This window comes from Kitasatospora sp. MBT66 (genome assembly GCF_000710405.2).
Taxonomy (GTDB): domain Bacteria; phylum Actinomycetota; class Actinomycetes; order Streptomycetales; family Streptomycetaceae; genus Kitasatospora; species Kitasatospora purpeofusca.
On the sequence record NZ_JAIY01000006.1, the window covers coordinates 1,119,049 to 1,134,243 of the forward strand.

At 71.4% G+C, this 15,195-nt stretch carries 23 protein-coding genes; 1 reads left to right on the forward strand and 22 read right to left on the reverse strand.

Going from position 1 to position 15,195, the window contains the following annotated elements; translation table 11 throughout:
- Positions 1 to 22 precede the first annotated feature (22 nt).
- The 18 genes from BI06_RS17370 to BI06_RS17455 form a co-directional block, all read right to left on the reverse strand.
- A complete protein-coding gene (locus tag BI06_RS17370; protein WP_043468973.1) occupies positions 23 to 415 on the reverse strand; it encodes a hypothetical protein in 393 nt (130 codons plus the stop codon).
- Positions 405 to 767, reverse strand: a complete 363-nt coding sequence (locus BI06_RS17375) for an HK97 gp10 family phage protein (protein ID WP_043468975.1) — start codon at positions 765 to 767, stop codon at positions 405 to 407. Before BI06_RS17375 ends, BI06_RS17370 begins: the two co-directional genes overlap by 11 nt.
- The gene (locus tag BI06_RS17380) at positions 767 to 1,108 is read right to left on the reverse strand and encodes a hypothetical protein (protein WP_051741175.1); all 342 of its coding nucleotides are present in this window, start codon (positions 1,106 to 1,108) and stop codon (positions 767 to 769) included. Before BI06_RS17380 ends, BI06_RS17375 begins: the two co-directional genes overlap by 1 nt.
- The gene (locus BI06_RS17385; RefSeq protein WP_107113341.1) at positions 1,105 to 1,470 is read right to left on the reverse strand and encodes a hypothetical protein; all 366 of its coding nucleotides are present in this window, start codon (positions 1,468 to 1,470) and stop codon (positions 1,105 to 1,107) included. The genes BI06_RS17380 and BI06_RS17385 overlap by 4 nt, the downstream gene beginning before the upstream one ends.
- Positions 1,448 to 1,786 carry a hypothetical protein gene (locus BI06_RS50850; RefSeq protein WP_051741177.1) on the reverse strand — a complete coding sequence of 113 codons (339 nt, stop codon included), beginning with the start codon at positions 1,784 to 1,786 and terminating at the stop codon, positions 1,448 to 1,450. The genes BI06_RS17385 and BI06_RS50850 overlap by 23 nt, the downstream gene beginning before the upstream one ends.
- Positions 1,783 to 2,823, reverse strand: a complete 1,041-nt coding sequence (locus tag BI06_RS17395; RefSeq protein WP_043468980.1) for a major capsid protein — start codon at positions 2,821 to 2,823, stop codon at positions 1,783 to 1,785. Before BI06_RS17395 ends, BI06_RS50850 begins: the two co-directional genes overlap by 4 nt.
- Before the next feature lie 17 nt (positions 2,824 to 2,840).
- Positions 2,841 to 3,230, reverse strand: a complete 390-nt coding sequence (locus BI06_RS17400) for a head decoration protein (protein WP_043468982.1) — start codon at positions 3,228 to 3,230, stop codon at positions 2,841 to 2,843.
- Positions 3,231 to 3,242: 12 nt separating this feature from the next.
- Entirely contained in the window at positions 3,243 to 3,914 is a 672-nt protein-coding gene (locus tag BI06_RS17405) for a hypothetical protein (protein ID WP_043468985.1), read from the reverse strand.
- A gap of 72 nt (positions 3,915 to 3,986) precedes the next feature.
- A complete protein-coding gene (locus BI06_RS17410; protein ID WP_043468988.1) occupies positions 3,987 to 4,268 on the reverse strand; it encodes a hypothetical protein in 282 nt (93 codons plus the stop codon).
- Between the two features lie 12 nt (positions 4,269 to 4,280).
- On the reverse strand, positions 4,281 to 6,422 hold the full coding sequence (locus BI06_RS52435; RefSeq protein WP_063794981.1) for a hypothetical protein: 2,142 nt from the start codon (positions 6,420 to 6,422) through the stop codon (positions 4,281 to 4,283).
- Entirely contained in the window at positions 6,409 to 7,860 is a 1,452-nt protein-coding gene (locus BI06_RS17420; protein ID WP_051741179.1) for a phage portal protein, read from the reverse strand. The genes BI06_RS52435 and BI06_RS17420 overlap by 14 nt, the downstream gene beginning before the upstream one ends.
- A gap of 23 nt (positions 7,861 to 7,883) precedes the next feature.
- Positions 7,884 to 9,599 (reverse strand): terminase large subunit, encoded by a 1,716-nt coding sequence (locus BI06_RS17425; RefSeq protein ID WP_043468990.1) that lies wholly within the window; start codon positions 9,597 to 9,599, stop codon positions 7,884 to 7,886.
- 10 nt (positions 9,600 to 9,609) lie between these two features.
- Positions 9,610 to 10,071 carry a hypothetical protein gene (locus tag BI06_RS17430; RefSeq protein WP_043468993.1) on the reverse strand — a complete coding sequence of 154 codons (462 nt, stop codon included), beginning with the start codon at positions 10,069 to 10,071 and terminating at the stop codon, positions 9,610 to 9,612.
- A complete protein-coding gene (locus BI06_RS17435; RefSeq protein WP_043468996.1) occupies positions 10,071 to 10,262 on the reverse strand; it encodes a hypothetical protein in 192 nt (63 codons plus the stop codon). Before BI06_RS17435 ends, BI06_RS17430 begins: the two co-directional genes overlap by 1 nt.
- A gap of 48 nt (positions 10,263 to 10,310) precedes the next feature.
- Positions 10,311 to 10,907, reverse strand: coding sequence for a bifunctional DNA primase/polymerase (locus BI06_RS17440; protein ID WP_043468999.1), 597 nt, complete (start codon positions 10,905 to 10,907; stop codon positions 10,311 to 10,313).
- Between the two features lie 345 nt (positions 10,908 to 11,252).
- Complete coding sequence (locus BI06_RS17445; RefSeq protein WP_051741181.1) at positions 11,253 to 11,534, reverse strand: hypothetical protein; 282 nt, start codon at positions 11,532 to 11,534, stop codon at positions 11,253 to 11,255.
- Positions 11,531 to 12,262 carry a spherulation-specific family 4 protein gene (locus tag BI06_RS17450; protein WP_051741183.1) on the reverse strand — a complete coding sequence of 244 codons (732 nt, stop codon included), beginning with the start codon at positions 12,260 to 12,262 and terminating at the stop codon, positions 11,531 to 11,533. The genes BI06_RS17445 and BI06_RS17450 overlap by 4 nt, the downstream gene beginning before the upstream one ends.
- Entirely contained in the window at positions 12,262 to 12,567 is a 306-nt protein-coding gene (locus BI06_RS17455) for an HNH endonuclease (RefSeq protein ID WP_043469002.1), read from the reverse strand. The genes BI06_RS17450 and BI06_RS17455 overlap by 1 nt, the downstream gene beginning before the upstream one ends.
- A gap of 41 nt (positions 12,568 to 12,608) precedes the next feature.
- Between BI06_RS17455 and BI06_RS17460 the strand changes: the two genes are divergently transcribed.
- Complete coding sequence (locus tag BI06_RS17460) at positions 12,609 to 12,896, forward strand: hypothetical protein (RefSeq protein WP_043469005.1); 288 nt, start codon at positions 12,609 to 12,611, stop codon at positions 12,894 to 12,896.
- Positions 12,897 to 13,000: 104 nt separating this feature from the next.
- Here BI06_RS17460 and BI06_RS17465 read toward each other — a convergent pair whose 3' ends face one another.
- From BI06_RS17465 to BI06_RS17475, 4 genes are all read right to left on the reverse strand, one after another.
- On the reverse strand, positions 13,001 to 13,630 hold the full coding sequence (locus BI06_RS17465; protein ID WP_043469008.1) for a hypothetical protein: 630 nt from the start codon (positions 13,628 to 13,630) through the stop codon (positions 13,001 to 13,003).
- A gap of 120 nt (positions 13,631 to 13,750) precedes the next feature.
- Complete coding sequence (locus tag BI06_RS54720) at positions 13,751 to 13,873, reverse strand: hypothetical protein (RefSeq protein ID WP_255360225.1); 123 nt, start codon at positions 13,871 to 13,873, stop codon at positions 13,751 to 13,753.
- Positions 13,874 to 13,942: 69 nt separating this feature from the next.
- On the reverse strand, positions 13,943 to 14,326 hold the full coding sequence (locus tag BI06_RS17470; protein WP_043469011.1) for a hypothetical protein: 384 nt from the start codon (positions 14,324 to 14,326) through the stop codon (positions 13,943 to 13,945).
- Between the two features lie 133 nt (positions 14,327 to 14,459).
- Positions 14,460 to 15,191, reverse strand: coding sequence for a hypothetical protein (locus BI06_RS17475; protein WP_051741185.1), 732 nt, complete (start codon positions 15,189 to 15,191; stop codon positions 14,460 to 14,462).
- Between the last annotated feature and the right edge of the window lie 4 nt (positions 15,192 to 15,195).

The window sequence follows — 15,195 nt, forward strand, 5'->3', positions numbered from 1 at the left end:
CCCGGCGTGGTGGATTTGTTGGTCAGGCCCCGTAGGAGGCGGGGTGAAGTCGCACGGTGACGCTCACCCCACACCGGCGCACCGCCGGGTTACCGTACGGACGGGCAGCGGGCCCGGAGTCGACACGCACCTCGGAGACGAGGGCGCCGGGCTCGGCCGGGCCACGCAGCAGGGCGAGCTCGCGGGTGATCGCCAGGGTGAGGGTGCGGGCGGCCTCGTAGGTGGCGGCGTAGACGTCGACGTCGACGCGGGGCGCGGAGGTGAAGCGGGCGGCCGGGCCGCCGACGGCGCCTACCTGAACGAGCGGCAGGGCCTTCTCGAAGGCGGCCGGCAGCTCGGTGCAGGTCCGCACGCCGCACCTGTCACGCAGCCACCGGGTGAGGACCTTCTCGACGTCGACCGGGTCAGCCGCCACTGTTGATCTTCGCGGCGTCCAGGGCCCGGCGCAGGACCGCGTACTTGGGGACCTTGTCGGTGCCGAACTCGACGTGCAGGGCGTGCGGCGCGGTGTTGATCAGCCGGGATCCGGACCTCAGGCGCGGCTTGCCCTGGAAGGGCACGTTCTTGACGAGCGGCACGATCTTGAAGGCATTGCGGTACTGGCCGGGGTGGGGGTCGACGGCCGGGTCGCCAACGGGGGCGAGCTCCTCCGCGGCCTGCTGGATGCGGCGGGCCGCCTTGGCGGTGGCGCGCTGCATGCCGGGCGACTGGAGCAGGCGCCCGATGCCGGTGTACCGGCCGGTGTAGGTGCTGCGGTGGGCAGCCATCAGCCGGTCACCTCCCGAAGGTTGACTGCGACGTGGGCCAGCGGCCCCGGGAAGGGGGACGGGAGGCCGTGCACCTGGTAGGTGGAGCCTGCGTGCCGGATCCGGTCGCTCGCGCGCAGGTCGCTGCCCGGCGGGGCAAAGAGCACACGCACGACGACGACCTGGTCGCGGCCCTCGGTCTGCTCGGTGCTCGCTGCGGCCTGGCCGTCGGGCGGCAGGACCGCGCATCCGGTGAGCAGGGCTGTCTCGTCCGGGCCAGGCACCTCGTTGCCGTAGGGGTCGAGCGTCGGCGGCCCGGGGCGCAGGCGCTCGACCTCCTCGGTCATGTAGGGGTTGTTCACTGCGGGCCTCCAGCGATGTCGAGCATCCGGGCCCGGCGGCCGGTGGTCTCGGCCAGGCCGACGGCCCGCCGGACCCGTCGCAGCTCCTGGTCGGTGAGGACCGCGCCGGTCAAGGCGTCGGTGTAGGACTCGGAGACGGCGCCCGCGGTGGCCGAGCGCAGGCCGCCGGGGTTGGTCAGGCAGCGGCCGGCGACCGCGAGGGCGACCGACTTGATGCCGCGCTGCGGCGGGTCGGTGAGGCGCTCGCCGACCTCGCCCCGGATCGCGTCCTCGGTCAACTCGTGCGCCAGCTCATACTCGGCGGCGGACACGGTGCGAGGACGCAGGTAGGTGGAGAACTCAGTCGCCGAGAACAGGGGCATCGGCACCTGCCTTCCGCCGTCCGCCCGCGCGCCGGGTGGCGAGCGCCGGGGCCTCGGCCGCCTCGTCGGGCTCGGGCTCGGGCTCGGCGTCTGGCAGCGGCTCGGCCACGGGCTCGCTGACGGGCACGGGTTCGGGCTCGGCTGCGGGCACGGGCGGCGGGGTGCCGGGCTCGCTGTCCTCGTCGGACTCCCAGGCCTTCGGGTTGGTGATCCGTTCCGCGGCCCAGGCCGGGACCTCGGCGCCGGCCTCGAAGGTGTGGGTGCCGTGCTGGTCGTCGGTGACGTGGACGCGGGAGGCCAGCCTGCGCCCGGTCACAGCACGTCCGCGGTGAAGCTCAGGTCCGGGTTGGCCAGGACCGGCAGGGCAATGGCGGCAGCCTTCGTCCACAGGGCCGGCGGGTCCTCGGTGCCGTAGACGCCGGCCACGACGCCGGGGGCGTCGTCCGTGCCGGCCATGCCGTAGCGGGGGTCGGTGGCCTCGACGGTGGTGCCCCAGAAGGTGGCGCCGAGGTCGGTCTCGTCGGGTCCGCCGGCGGGGGCGGGCAGGAAGAGGAACCGGTCGTCGGGGATCACCCGGGTCGCGGTGCCGGCGACCTTGACCTTGGCGTCGTAGACGTAGATCGGGGGCAGGCCGTTCGCGGTGAGGACCCGCTGCAGGTCCTCCATGCTCACGATGCTCGGCGAGCCGACCACGGTGGCCACCAGGGCGCGGAACTCCGGGTTACGGAGCATGTTGTTGACGACCTTCTGGGACGTGACGGCGGCACCGGGCTTGTCGCCGTCGTTGGTGTCCAGGTAGGTGTCCCGCCAGCCGAGCATGTCGGTGAGGATGGTGGCGGTCGGGTCGCTCCACACCTTGGCGGCCGTGACCGTGTGGAGGGCGCTGCGGCCGAAGTCAACGGTCGCTGTCACACCGTTCTCGGCGATGGTGACCTTGCCATTGGTCAGGGCGTCGCCGCGGGCCAGCTCGATGCGGGCGGCCAGCGCGCGGGCCATCCGGACGGCGTCGCGCTGCAGAGCGTTGGTCATCTCGCCTGCCTGGCGGTCGGCGGCGCGCTGGCGGATGCGGTCGTACTCGCCCTGGCGGATCTTGCGGGACAGCGGCGGAAGCTCGCCGGTGACCCGGGTGACGCCGGGCCGGCCGCCGATCGGGGCCTCGGCGTCGTAGGCGCGGAAGGTGGCGGCCTCGGTCAGACCCTCGCCGCCCCGGGCGAAGCGGTACTCGAGGTCGTCGACGTAGACGTTGGGCAGGAACCGGCTCAGGGTGAACTGGTTCTGTTCGCGGTCGGCGGCGGCGGCCCGGATGTAGCCGGTGAGGACCGCCGGCTGGATGTAGTCGGTGTTGAGCAGCATTCAGCGGCCCTTTCCACTCAGAGGAACTGGATGCGGCCGGCGACGTCCGCGCGGCCGTTGGCGTCGACGGCGAGCGGCAGGCGGGCGGTGACGACCTTGCCGTGGTCGAGCAGGGCGCCGACAACGGGGGCTCCGGCGGTGCGCGGGGCGCGGACGCTGGTCATGAGGAAGCCGACGCAGGTCTGGCGGCCGTCAACGGCGGTGTCGTCGTACGGGCCGAACTTGCCGCCAGCAGTGATCTGGCCGAGCGGCAGCCCGGAGGGGAAGTAGCCGTTCGGGTAGTGGGTGCCGGCCGTGAACTTGGTGGTGTCGAGGGTGATGGAGCGCGTGGCGTCGGTGCCGTGGGCGCTGCCCAGCCAGGAGTGGTCCTCCTGCTGGAAGGTCTCGGTGCGCAGGCCGAGTTCCATGGTCGCGTCCTCCTAGGATCGCGTCGGGTGCTGGGCGCGGTAGAGCTCCGCGCCCGCCTGGACGGTGGTGGCGGGCTTGACGTCGCCGCCCTGCGGGCCGCCGACGCGCACCTGGCCGGCCGGGGCCTGGCCGGGGAACAGGGACTTGAGCGTGTCCGCGTCCGTCTCCAGCTCCTCCTTCGTGGTGCCGCGCAGCCGCTCGGCCTGGTCGACGCTCAGGCCCTTGGCCATCGCGACCTCCAGCAGCAGCGCTCGCCGGGCGGCGGTGTCGGCCGCGGCCTGGGCGGCGGCCGCTGCGGCCAGCGCGGTGTCCTTCTCGGCCTGGACGCGCTGGGTCTCGGTCAGCTCGGCGTTCTTGCGGGTGGCGAGCTCGGCCTCGGCGGCACGCAGGCGCTCCAGCTCGGTGGCGTCCGGTGCGGCGGCGGCGCGCTGTTCGTGCTTGCGCGACTGGTGCTTCCAGTACGCGGCCTGGTGCTCGGGGATCATCTCGGCGACCGGAGTAGCTTCGGGGAAGCCGTGCGCGCCGACCTGCGGCCCGCCGCCGGCCCCGCCTGACCCGGTGCCGCCGGTGCCCGTGCCGGTCCCGCCTCCGCCGCCGGCCCCGGGGTCTTCCTCGTGCAGCATCCAGGGCCGCGAGGCGATCAGGGACTGGACGGCGGTGCGGTTGAGGGTGCGTCGTGGCATGCGGAACTCCTTGGGCACAACGAAGGGGCCCGCCGTGTCGGCTGGCCCCTTCGGGTGGGTCGGTCTCTTCGGTTAGTGCACAGCGCCGTCGCGTTCAGCGAGCGGCATCGTCGGAACCTGTGGTGGCGTCCCGGAGACGGCCGGTGCCGGCACGGCGCTCATCGCGGCGAGGAACACTGCGACGTCGTCCTGCGGCCCGGTCGGGTCGTAGTAGGGGCCGACGGGAGTCAGGGCAAGCGGGCCGGTGACCAGTAGGCGTACGAGGGCGCTGCTGTCGGGGTCGGCGTCCCATCCGCCTGCTTCTCGTTCGACCCATCGTCCGCTGTCGGTACGGGACTGCACGCGCCAGGGCATCGCTTCACCTCCTCACAGCAGGGCCAGAAGGGCCAGCATGAAGGCTTGCAGCTCGATTCCACCGTACTGCTTGCTGCTTCGGCCAAACAGGTCCTGAAGGCCTACCTGGAAGACCTCGGAGGGTGCCCGTGCTGGGTCGTCGGGGTAGCCGGACTCGTAGGTCTTGCCGGTGTAGGCGTCGGCCCAGGAGTCCTCGTAGGTCAACTCCATGTCGGCCTTGTTGTACCAGGAGTAGATGTCGGCCATGTTCTTCGGCGATTCGAGTACACCGTTGGCTGTCGCGCGTCGTCGCACGTAGGTGTACTCCAGCTCGCGAAGTCCCGGGACGTACTGCTCCATGCGGTGTCCGAGCTCGTGCGCCGCAATCTCCGCTGCCGAAGTCGTGAACGCGCCATCGTAGGTGGGGACATCACGCAGCGAGAGGGACAGGAAGTCAGGCCTGCTGCCTCCTCCTGGCAGGTACCACGCGCGCTGGTTTCCGACGATGTGCAGCGGCGAGCCTTGCGTGGTCGCGTGCCACGACGCAGGGAAGTGTCGGAACGCTTCGCGTAGTTGATCTTCCCAGTCGTCCGGCGCGCTCCCGCTGTCGAACGGAACCGCGGACGGATCGCCCAGTTGCGCCGGGGTGCCGCCATCCATCTCTCGGATGTCTCGGAGCAGCACGTGGATGATGCCGGCTTCGCGTTGCGCGACCGCTCGACGGGCCTCCCGCAGTACGTCGACCTCGACGTGTTGCGAACCTGCTGACCTCAGCTCGTCGCGCAGCCGCTGGAGCTCTGCGTCGCCCTGCATCGCGTCGAAGAGCTCGTCCCGCAGCGCGTGGCCGACCTCCAGCACCCGGTCGAGGTGGCGCTCATACGTCTCGGGCGGGAGAAGTCGGCCGTAGACATCCCTGCGGTAGGTGAACTCATGCCATTCCGGGCGTTCCTGGAGGAAGTATCGCTCACTCGAGTTCGACGCGTCGGCCAGCGACTTTCCTGCCAGCTCGCGAAATTCCGAGAGATAGCTGTTAGCAAGGTAGATGTCATGGTCAACGTCCTGTGTCTTCTCTGCGAGAAGGCCATCCCGCTTGTAGCGCGGCGTGCGACGCTTCTTGAACTCGGCTTCGGCATCCGCAACGATCCGGTCCCGCTTCGTCTGGAGGTCCTCGAGTTCCTGCTGGACCTCGAGGATTCGCTTCTCCAGAGGGCGTGCTGCCGGATGCGTGATGCGGCGGTCGTTGAGCCAGTCCTCTCGGGTCTGCGGCAGTGACGCGCGGACGTCGTCAAGCTGCTGGCGCGTCGCCTCGGAGATGCGCGCCGACGGCTCGGGGATCTTGGGCTCCGGCGGGGTCGGCGTCTCGTCCTTCGGGTTCAGGTCGTCTGGCCCCGTGAACTTGTGGCCCCTGAAGGACAGGACCGGTCCGATCTCGCCGTGCTCGTTCGCGATGATGATCTGGCGGTAGTCCACGGCTCGGGCGGAGCGGTCGTGGGTGCCTAGGGCCCCTTCGACGGCCCTGTGGATCGCGTCCAACTTCACCGGGTCGACGACCTGCCCCGGATCCTCATCGGCGTGAACCGTCGTGATGCCGCAGTCGCAGCCCGGATGGATCGGCAGCAAGGTCTCTTTGCGGTACCTCTGTGTGCTCGCCACCAGGCAGAGCGCGCAGTCGTACTCGCCGTTCAGGGTCCGCAGGTAGTAGGTGATCTTCGGCTGCTGTTCGAGGACGTCATGCGCGGCATGTGTGCGTGCGAGCTGTAGGTCCGTCTTCGCGAGGACCTGGAGCCTGTTGGCACCTCGCTCCGTCGCCACGTCCAGCGGCTCGCCGTCGGACAGGGCCCTCCATGTGACCTTGAACGGGCGGAGGTAGACCTCTTCCGGCGCCGTGCCGTTGCGGACTGCAGCTCCGGTGACGCGGTCCATGTCCAGCGTCACCCGCGGCGACGGCTCGCTGGCCACGTCTCGGTACAGCTGCTCGAGGTAGGACGCAGTCAGCGCGGCGATGGTGCGCTGACCGGCCTGAACGGCGGGGAGCGCCTGGCGCTGGAACCTCGGGACGTCGCCTGAGCGCCAGGAACCGAGGGACTGCCACTGTCCGGTGAGCTGCCGCAGGACGGTCCGCCAGGTGGCGGCGACACGGGCGTCGTACCGGACCGACGGGTCAGGCTGCGGCACGGCCCACCACCCCAGGGTCTCCAGGGGCGGCCGCGGGCGCCGGCGCAGGTGCTGGCGGCCGGCTGGTCTCGGTGGCCAGGGGCGCGAGCATCGCGTCCTGGGCACGGTCGACCTCCATCCGCGAGATCTCCTGCGGGGTGTAGCCGAGGTCCTCCATGCGCTGGCGCCACGGGACACCGGCCGCGGCCTTCTTGACGGCGGCGTCGGCGAGCTCCGCGACGGTACGGGACTCGGGGTCGCGCCAGACGGTCTCGGCACCGGTTACCCGGGCGCGCTCGGTGTCACCGAGCACGCGGAACGCGAGCCTCAGGACTTGCTCCCAGGACTCGCCGAAGGCCCTCTGCCGGTCCTTCACCTTCGCCACGAGGCCGGTTTCGGCTGACTTCAGGGCGTCGCCGCTCACGTTTGCTACGACGCCCATCAGGTAGTGCGGCGGGGTGTGGCTGAGGGCGGCGAGGTCCTGGACTCCGGCCGAGACAGCCTGGACGTACGGGCCCAGGTCAGTGGCTTGGAACTCGCCGAATCGGGTGTCCGGGCTCTCGGTTGTCCACAGCTTGGTGATATCGAGCTTGAACGGCTCGACCGGTTTTCCGGTCACCGGGTCCTCGTCGACCTCCAGGCCGGCCGCCCACCTCTGCCTGAAGCTGCCGTAGCGCATGGCCGCGATCAAGTTGAGGACGGAAAGGTTGATCCGGTCCTGCACGGAGGTGATGTCCTCGTGCTCGGCGAAGCCGGACAGGGACCGGTTGCGGCGGTTGACGAACGGCACGATCGGGACCTGCCCGAGGAGGTTGGCCTCGCTGTTGCCGCGGTCGCCCGGCAGGGAGAAGGCGTCCCAGCGGCCGAGGATGTGCCTGCCGACCAGGCCCAGGAAGACGGGCTGTTCGTCCTTGGTCTGGAAGTGGTGGATGCCGTCGGGCAGCCAGAGGGTCGCGCGGGTTTGGCCGGTCCAGTCGTCGCGCCAGAGCTTGAGGCCGGCGGCGAGCTTGCGCGGCCGGCCGGGCTGGTGTTCGACGGCCATCTGGCGGGGTGTCTCGTGGCTGAGGGCCGGCTGCCCGTCCTCGTCCCGCTCCACCAGCACGTAGGCGCGGCGCTGGGACAGTGCGCCGTAGTGGACGAGGTCGGCGTCGGCGTCCATGAAGTTCGCCTGCCAGATCTTGTTGGCCTCGCTGTCGGCACTCTTGTCGCCGAAACGGAAGCCGGTGACGCCCAACCGCTCGGCCGGGGCGTCCAACACGAGGCCGGACCAGTTGGTGCGTGCGACGTTCATCCAGTCGCCGACCGCGCCCGGCGCGACACCGGGCACGGACGGCAGGTCGGGCTCGCCGATCGCGTACTTCCACAACCGGTCGAGCTCCTTGCGCTCGGCGAGGATGCGGTGCCCCAGACGGGCCAGCCACCACCCAGGGGAGCCGACCACAGTGGCGTCGATCGCCATGGGGCCTCCCCTCGCCAAACCGCTCAGAACGCGCGGAACTTGCTGGAACGTTTCTTCTTCTTGGTCACTCCCTGCGCGACTGCGTCGGCGCGGGCTTCGTAGGCGAGGACGGCGGCCATCGCGGCGTCGATCTTGCGGGGGCTCTTGGCGTGTTCCTTGCCGATGCCGAGGTGGTTGCGGCCCATCCGGCGCCGGCGGGCGTTCAGGATGTGCCTGGTGAGCGTCGTACCGAGCCGCAGGCCCGGCGTCAGGGTGGTGTCGTCGGTGGCCACAGCCGAGGCGTGGCTCAGGCGCCGGTCCTCGACCGCCTCCCGGAAGCGGTCCAGGGCGGTCTCCATGACGGTGGCCCGGCTGGTCCACCACTCCAGCGGCGCCTTCTGAGTGGCGCGCACCGGCAGGTCGGCGCCGAAGTCGCGGGTCCAGGCGTCGACGTAGTCCTGCCAGTAGGCGGGGTCGCAGTAGAAGCCGGCGACCTCGTAGGTGGCGAAGGCGCGGGCGACGGCGGCGTCGACCTCGGTGCGCGGTACCTGCCAGTCCTCGCCGCCGGGGCCCTCCGGCTTCTCCCAGACGCCGAGCAGCTGCAGGTGCCCGTCCCAGATCCGGCAGGCGACCAGGGCGGTCGAGTCGTCCCGGACACTGCCGTCGAATCCGAGCGTGACCAGCTCGCCCGGGGCGATCTCCTCCGGGGTGCGGCAGGCGGCCCAGGCGTCCGGCTCCAGCCAGGCGTCCGAGACCGTGGTCCGGCTGTTGAGGAAGTAGCGGCGCGAGTCGGCGGCGTCGTTGCGGGTGTCGTAGAAGTCGTCGACGAGGGTGTCCTCGTCGATCCACGCCATCGCGTCGCCGTAGGCGTCCCGGAGTGCGGCCCGGAGCTGGGCCTCGTTCTTCAGGTCCGCGACCTCGCCCCAGCGGTGGTCGTAGAGAAGGCGGTGGCGGCCGCGCTTCTTGCGACCCTCCCGCAGGGCCTCCGCTTCCTCGAAGGTCTTCTCGGCCATCGAGTCCTGGCCGGGCGCGAACATGGTCGTGGTCTCCAGGAACCACGTGCCGGCGCCCTTCTTGCGCTTGCGCAGGTTGCGGGTGACGGTCTTGTACATCCGCCGCAGCTCGGGCGTGATGTACAGGTGTGTCTCGTCCAGGACGAGGAAGGTTTCCTTGCCACCGTCCTTGGAGGCGCTGGAGGCAGTCGACGGGGTGATCTCTCCGCCGCCGGGCAGGATGATCCGTGTCAGCCCGGCGTCGACGCCCGTCACCTGGCTGAGCCGGGACGACTCGTCGACCAGGTTGAAGTGCACCGTGTCGTAGGTGTTTCCGGTCTGGCCCTCCTCGGTGGCCATGATCCGGATGTAGGGCACGGTGACCGGACGGCCCATCGGCTCGCCCGGCGCGTAGGTGTAGGTGAAGCCCAGGCCCCATGGGTCGGTGTAGGTCTCGCCGCCCTCGGCCCACCCGGCGAACCGGCACGGGCCCAGCGCCTCGAACAGGCTCAGACGGGCGCCGAGGCCGGACTTGTCGCAGCCCTTCGGCCTACTCAGGAATGCCGAGTCGTAGAGCAGCCGGCCGCCACCCTCTTCGAGGGCGTAGCAGTCGACCAGAAACCCGGTGTACTCGTCGCCGTGCTGGACGGCCATGCCCTGGACGTCGCCGGGCCCATGGACGACGAACCATTCCATCCAGGCGACGGCGAGCCAGCCCAGCGAGCGGTCGCGGTCGTGGCCGGGGGCTCGCACGAGGGAGCGCGGCACCCGGCACCTCCTACCCGCTCAGGCGTGCCCGCCGGGAAGCCAGGTCGGTGACGTCGGCCTTGCCCGGCATCGCGACCGGCGCGGGTTCGGGCGCAGGTATCTGGCTGGGGGTGCTGACCTGGAGCTTGAGCCTGAGCCGGTCCTCCGTGGTCGCGCCGAACTTGGCCGCCCGCAGGCGGATCTCGCCGGCCAGGTCCAGCTTCTGCCGGGTCCACATCGTGTGGTGCATCAGCGCGGTGTCCAGCAGCATCGCCCAGTCGGTCTCGGTGAACACCTGGGCCTGCGGGCTGCGGCGCCAGGTGTCCCACCACTCGACGGTGACCGGGTGCCAGTCCTCGTCGCCGAGCACACCGAACGGCAGCTCGGGGCCGCGCAGTTGGTTGTCCGACTCCACCGTGACGGCGGGCATCGGGGCGGTGTTGCGGCGGCGCCGGTGGGCCGGATCCTTGGGAGCAGGTCCGCGGCCTGCCATCAGGTCACGTCCAGGTGGATGTCGGTGACCAGCACGAAGTGCGCGCCGGCGGCTTCCTTGAGCTTGGGCAGCGTCCGGGTGAGCGCCTCTACGTCTTCGGCCCGCAGGGTGTGCGTCTCGTCGATCACGAAGGCGAATGGAGCCGGATCGTCGGGGCGCGCCGGAAGCGGCAGGACCTGGATGCGGGCCATGGGGCCTCCCGTGTCGGGGCGGCAGCGGCCGCCCCATGACGGGAGGGCTTACTGCGTCAGCGCGGTGACCAGCGCGGAGAGGTCCGCGAGGGTGGACGGGCAGGCGCCGTGTCGGCGGCCCGTCATGGTGATGTAGCGGCCGGTGCCGTAGACCTCGACGGCCAGGCCTCCGGGGCGCCGGATGCGGCGTCCGTGGCGGACGTCCGCGCGGCCCCAGATGTGCAGGCCTGCGCCGGAGGGCGAGACTTCGGTGTAGGTGGCACCGGACTGGGCCACGATGTCGGCGGCCCAGGTCTCGAGTGTGCCGTCCGCGGCGAGGCAGTGGTCGAGGTCGATGCACACGATGCCGTCGCCAGCCAGGACGAAGCCGAGTCCGGCGCCGGCCGTGGACCGGGCCGCGGTTGAGTAACTCGTCCAGGTGCCGGGGTCGGTACTGGAGGCCGGGGTGCCGGCGGTCGTCAGGGGCACCTTCCTCGCGCTGTAGCGCACCCACCTGTCGCGGGTGGTCAGCTCGGCGGGGATGGCGGGCGTCTGGCGGGCCTTCATGCGCGAAAGGGCCTTGCGGCACCGGGGCGAGCAGGTATGCGCGTGGGCGCGCGCCATGATGGCGAGCGGCTTGCGGCAGTGCTCACAGGTGCGGGTCATGGCTCCATGATATTAGGTCAGGTGTCACGCTTTCAAGGCCCTGACCTGCATAGATGCTGGATTCAGCGGTCTCATCGAGGGGCCGTGGCGCCGTGCGGTCGCCTGCCGTTCGGGGGGTCGAAACAGCCCGGACTGGCGTAGATCAGCGGGGGGCGAGGCCACCCGGAGGCGCCTCGAGCCAACCCTCCAGACCCGTACAGACCGCGAGATCCAGCACCCTTACGATCCTCCGGTCGACCCGGAGGGGGTTACCCCCCTGGGGTCATGATCAAGTAAGGCTGACCTTACCTGCCCCGTCCGGGCCGAGCCGGACAGCTCACCCGCCCGCTCAGGGTAAGGCGAGCCTTACCGGCCGCTCGGGTCAGGGGAGGGCGAGTCGGGGCGGAAGCCGATGGGCAGCCGGGCCTTGGACGGCCGGGCGCCCTTGGGCTCGCCCTTGAGGTCGATGCGTCGCGGCACGAGGACGAGGGTGACGGTGACCGGGTGGTCACTGTCCCCCGTGTCGACCTTCGGAGCCTCCGCGAGCGTCCCGACGTCGGTGCCGTTGACCCGGACCGTGGTCGGCATCAGCGGGAGGCCGCTGTCATGTCCGGGCTCCACGATCTCCACGTGCGCGCCGTCGCTCACACCTGCCACCCGGGCGCCGGGCGGGCGGGGAAGCTCTTCAGGGCCTTGGCCTCGTCGCTCCAGTACGTCGGCAGTCCCGCCCAGGGGTTGCCGCTGGCGAAGGTCGCCGCAGTCGCGAAGAGGTTGTGGCAGCCGCGGCCGCGCGCGAGGCCGACGGCCTCGCGCGCGTCGGCCTGGCTGGCCTCGTAGACCAGATGGGCGATGCGCTCGGGCTCGTGCTCGAAGACCCAGGCCGGCACGGAGAGTGTGCGGTAGGTCGGCATGTCGCCCTCGAAGACCACGGCGACATCGCCGATGTCCAGGTGCCCGGGTGCGGGCAGGACCCCGTAGTTGAGCACGGCGAACTTCATTCCGGCCTTGCGAAGTCCGAGGACCGACACGGCTGTGCTCTGGACCTGTGCGGCGGCCGAGGGGGCGCGGTCGAGGAAGACGGAGTCGATGCCCCGACTGATCCACTTGGCGGCGTCCTGGTTGATCGTGTAGTCGCCGCCGTCGCGGGCGCCGAAGGCGTAGTCGATGTACCCGCAGACCTTGGTGACGCCTCCGGCCTTAACCGCCCTGGCGGCGTCGTAGAGGACCGGGTCCTCGACCGCGCCTGGGCCGTCGGCCTGGTTGAGGACGATCCAGCGGACCGGCTGGTCGGAGGTGGTCAGCGCGGCCCAGCTGCGAGCGTCGATCCCGGGGTGGACGTACATGGGTACGCCGGCGGCCATGGTGTCGAGCGGCATCAGTCCTCCAGGGCGGGGTGCGGTCGGGGTGTGCGCTTCTCGCTGACCAGGTGCGCGGCGGAGGCGGTGCCGCCCTCGCTGCTGCTCTTGCTCCGGTGGCACGGGGAGCACAGGGCGCGGAGGTTGGCGTCCGTGTGGTCGTCCCCCGCGACGATGTGGTCGACCTCGGTGGCCGGGCGGCCGCAGGTCCCGCCGTCGGAGAACCGGTTGGTGCAGGCGTGCTTGTCGCGGTGCAGGATGCGGCGCCGGATCCGCGGCCAATCCGGCGGCAGGCGGGCCCGGCGGTCGCTGTTGGCCCAGGCCATTTCCCGTCCCCCTGCTGGCTCGTACGGATACGCTGCGGCGCATGGTGAAGGTCTTCGGCAAGGCGCAACCGGTCGACTTCGTCGGCGCCGCGGCAGAGCGATACAAGGGGGGGCACCAGGTCCACACGGTTCTGTGGGAGGGCCCGCCGCCGGTGTACGTCGGCACGGTGAACGACCTCTCCGACGTCATCGAGCAGGTGGAGAAGGCGGGCTGGCGGCTGGACCAGACGCAGTCGCTGGCGCCGGGGGCTCAGGGCCGGCCGAAGTTGCTGTTGCTGTTCCGGGCGGTGCCGATCGGCCTGCCGGGTCCGCAGTTGGGCGGCCGTTAACGCCGAGAGCCCCCGCTGCTGTTCTGCGGGGGCTCTCGGGCGGGCTCATTGTTTCCGGGCATGCCGGATCTGCCAGCCACTATGCGGCAGGGCCTGGCGGTTCGTCAAGCCACTACGGCGGCATCCTCGGCGGGCACCGCGGGCAGGTCCTCCTGCTCGGTGTCCGGCTTCCTCTTGATCTGGGAGATCCGCGAGCGGTGCAGCCCTGTGCGCTCGGCCAGGACACCAGGGTCGACCTTGCCCGCCAGGAAGCGGCGGATCAGGGAGTCGCGGTCGCGTTCGGCCTCGACCGCCTGGTCGCGCCCGGCGGCCCTGCGCTGGACGGCGCGGTCGAGGAGGTTGAGCGCGCTCTCACCCAGCGGACCGGTGTTGCCGAAGGGCGGGTACCAGCCTGCGAGCTGGTGGTACGACTGAGTCGTGTGGTGCTCCTCCAGGGCCGGGTCCTGGCGCTCGATGACAGTCCGGCCGAGGGTGATCGCGGTCGGGCCCGGGTCGGCGACGACCGGGTTAAACAGGTGGTGAACGCCCTCATCGTCGGTGGTCACCAGGCCGTTGGCGTAGGCGCTGTGCGTGCGGCTGAGCGGGTCGGGATGGTCGGTGATCTGCAGGATCACGCTTGCCCGGGCGTCGTAGACAGTGACGCTCCAGATGGTGGCGGCACCGTGTATGGCCCAGGGGTCGGCGAGGCCGTGCAGGGTGGCGTGAACGGTGTCGCCGACTCTCAGGTCGATCATGGGTTCTCCGTGAGGTGTTGTGAGCGCGCTCTCCGACGAGCTGGTGAGTGCGCTCACCAGCCGCCGGGTCCGGCCCGAGTGGAGGCCGATCGCGGGTACCCCCGGGGCCGGGCCTGCCGGTCAGGTGCAGTTGCGGGTGCCCTTCCCGGGGCCCTCCAGGTGGATTGCGTCGGTCGGCTTGTCGCAGGGGCGGCGGGGCGCGGTGTAGGTGGTGCGGCCGCAGCGGGTGCAGGTGGCGTACATGGCGCTGTCCCTTCAGGCAGGAGGTGTCATCCCTTCCTGCTCGCGGCGGCCGCCCGACAGGGGCGTGGCTCAGATTTCCGGGTGGCGCTGGCGGAAGTGCTCGTCGATGGCCTGCTCGACGTTGGTGCGGAAGGCCAGCGCACGCACCTCGGCGTCGAGGCAGAGCGCGGAGTTCAGGTCCTCCAGGGACCAGTCCGCGGGCAGGATGACCCGCAGGGGTCCGTCGCCGACCGGCTCCTCGTGCGTCCACCCGCACTGGAGCGGGCAGCGGAAGCGGGCGAGCGTTTCGGCACCGAACACCATCTCCGGGTCGGGGATGGTCGTGACTTCGGGCGGCGGGGCCTGGCGGGCGCGGTCTATCTGGGCGAGGAGCTCGGGCACCGTGGGGTCAGCCGCTGCCTGCATGGCGGCAAGCAACTCGTCGAGACCGTCGTCGTCCCGGTCGTCCGTCACAGCTTCACCTCCGAAGCCTGCCGGGCGGGGTGTCGAGGGTTGTGCCGGTCGGTCATCTGCGGGTCCTTCCAGGGCTGGTGCCCGCCCCGGCGGTTCGTTCCGGGGCGGGCGGATGGCTGGCTTCGGGGTGGCGTCAGGCCGCGCTGGGCAACAGTTGGACGAGGGCGGGGCCGGACCAGGTGGCCGAGCAGGTACGGCACTGGACCTCGGGGTCCTGGCCGCCGCCCTGGCGCATCACCAGCTCGCCGCCGCAGTGGCAGGGCCGCGGGATCGGGTCCTCTCGGCGGGCCAGGCCGAGGGTCTTCTCGATGCGCTGGCGGGCGCCGGCGGCGACGATGGCGATGCGGTCGACCTCGGCCGGCCGGAGCCGGCGGAACGGCCCGGCTTCGCCGTCCAGGCGCTTGGCGAGCCAGAGGGCGGCGGTGCGGGCGTCGCGTCCGCCACCGGTCCAGCTCCAGCGCCGGGGGTCGGCCTGGTCGGCGGTGGCGGCCAGGGACAGTCGCAGGCCGATGTCGTCGCCGGGACCGGCGGCCTTCGCGGTGCGGGCGGGCCGCTGGACGGAGCTGGCGATCTGGTCGGCGATGTGCAGCAGTGTGGCGTCCAGGGCGCGGATGGTGTCCAGGACGGCGAGCCGCAGGGGGACGGGGCGCTCGCCCGGGGCGAGGGCGGTGCGCTCGGCACGCTCGGCAGCCTGGTCGGCGAGGTACTCCTCGCGGGCGTGCTCGTCGAGGGCGGCGAGGTAGGCAGTGATGCCCGCGGGCGGCCAGCTGGTGATGGTGGGCGTGTCGAGTTGCTCGCGCAGGTCGTCCCAGAGGTCGGCGATGGTGGTGAGGTCGGTGAGGGCGGTGCGCTCGGTGCTGGTCACTGTG